This is a genomic window from Psychrobacter sp. TB55-MNA-CIBAN-0194 (genome assembly GCF_040309505.1).
Classification (GTDB): domain Bacteria; phylum Pseudomonadota; class Gammaproteobacteria; order Pseudomonadales; family Moraxellaceae; genus Psychrobacter; species Psychrobacter fozii.
The window spans coordinates 1-244 of the sequence record NZ_JBEOOW010000662.1 but is presented as its reverse complement, the minus strand read 5'-3'; the positions used below and the strand labels follow the sequence as shown (position 1 = coordinate 244).

Below are 244 nucleotides of genomic sequence, written 5' to 3'. Positions count from 1 at the left end.
TCATAACGCTTATCATAACTGTCCTCACCGCTACCCGATAACGCACCGAATACAATCGCTTGCTGACCTTTAAACACCCCTGCCAAATACAAATCATAGAGCATGCGCTCGATGCGGTAAGCTTGCTCGCCGACGTCTTCTAAAAATACGATACCGCCAGCAATACGTGGCAAATACTCACTACCTGCCAGCGCCGATACCACGCTTAGATTGCCACCCCACATAGTGCCGGTTAGATTTTTTG

Annotated in this window: 1 pseudogene; it reads right to left on the bottom strand. The window is 48.8% G+C overall.

From position 1 onward, the window contains the following. Positions 1-244: pseudogene (locus tag AAEY75_RS16660) on the bottom strand (LD-carboxypeptidase); the annotation flags it as partial.